This is a genomic window from Micromonospora sp. M42 (genome assembly GCF_000568915.1).
Classification (GTDB): domain Bacteria; phylum Actinomycetota; class Actinomycetes; order Mycobacteriales; family Micromonosporaceae; genus Micromonospora; species Micromonospora chalcea.
Window position 1 is genome coordinate 1,795,545 of record NZ_KK037233.1, and the last position, 801, is coordinate 1,796,345.

General features: G+C 76.9%; 1 pseudogene. It reads right to left on the bottom strand.

The features are described 5' to 3' along the window. A pseudogene (locus tag MCBG_RS08045) lies at positions 1 to 801 on the bottom strand (transcription antitermination factor NusB); the annotation flags it as partial.

Sequence of the window (801 nt, forward strand, 5' to 3'; positions counted from 1 at the left end):
CCAGCGCGCCGAGCAGACCGGACTTGCCGCCCGGACCGGCGCACAGATCCAGCCACCGGCCGTCCGGGCCGTCCAGCGGCGCCGCCGCCAGCGCGTCCGCCACCAGCTGGGAGCCCTCGTCCTGCACGTGCGCGCGGCCGTCGGCCACCGCCGCCAGGTCGCCCGGCGCGCCGCCGGGCAGATAGACCGCGTACGGCGAGAACGCGCCGGGCGCGCCGCCCACCTCGTCGGCCAGCGCCACCGGGTCGGCCAGGCCCGGCCGGGCGCACAGGTGCACCGGCGGGCGCTCGTTGTCCTCGATGAGCAGCCGGGTCGTCTCGCCCATGTCTCCGCCGAGCGCCTCGGCGAACGACCGCACGATCCACTGCGGATGGCTGTACGCCAGCGCGAGGTGCCCGACCGGGTCGGTCTCCTGCGCCGGGGCGAGCTTGGCCACCCAGGCGTCGGCGTCCCGGCTGGTGATCTCCCGCAGCACCGCGTTGGCGAACCCGGTCGCGCCCGGCCCCACCGACCGGACCAGGTCCACGGTGGACGACACCGCGGCGTGCGCGGGCACCCGCATGTGCAGGATCTGGTACGCCCCGAGCCGCAGCGCGTCGCGCACCGGCGGGTCGATGCGCTGCACGTCCCGCCCGGCCGCGTCGGTCACGATCGCGCGAGCGTGCCGGTGTGCCGCAGCGTGCCGTAGGTCAGCTCGGTGGCGAACGCGGCGTCCCGGCCGGTCAGCCCCGCCTCGCGCAGCATCTCCGGGAGCACCAGGTTGGCGTACGCGTCTTCTCGGTGCACCGCCGCGATCGCCTC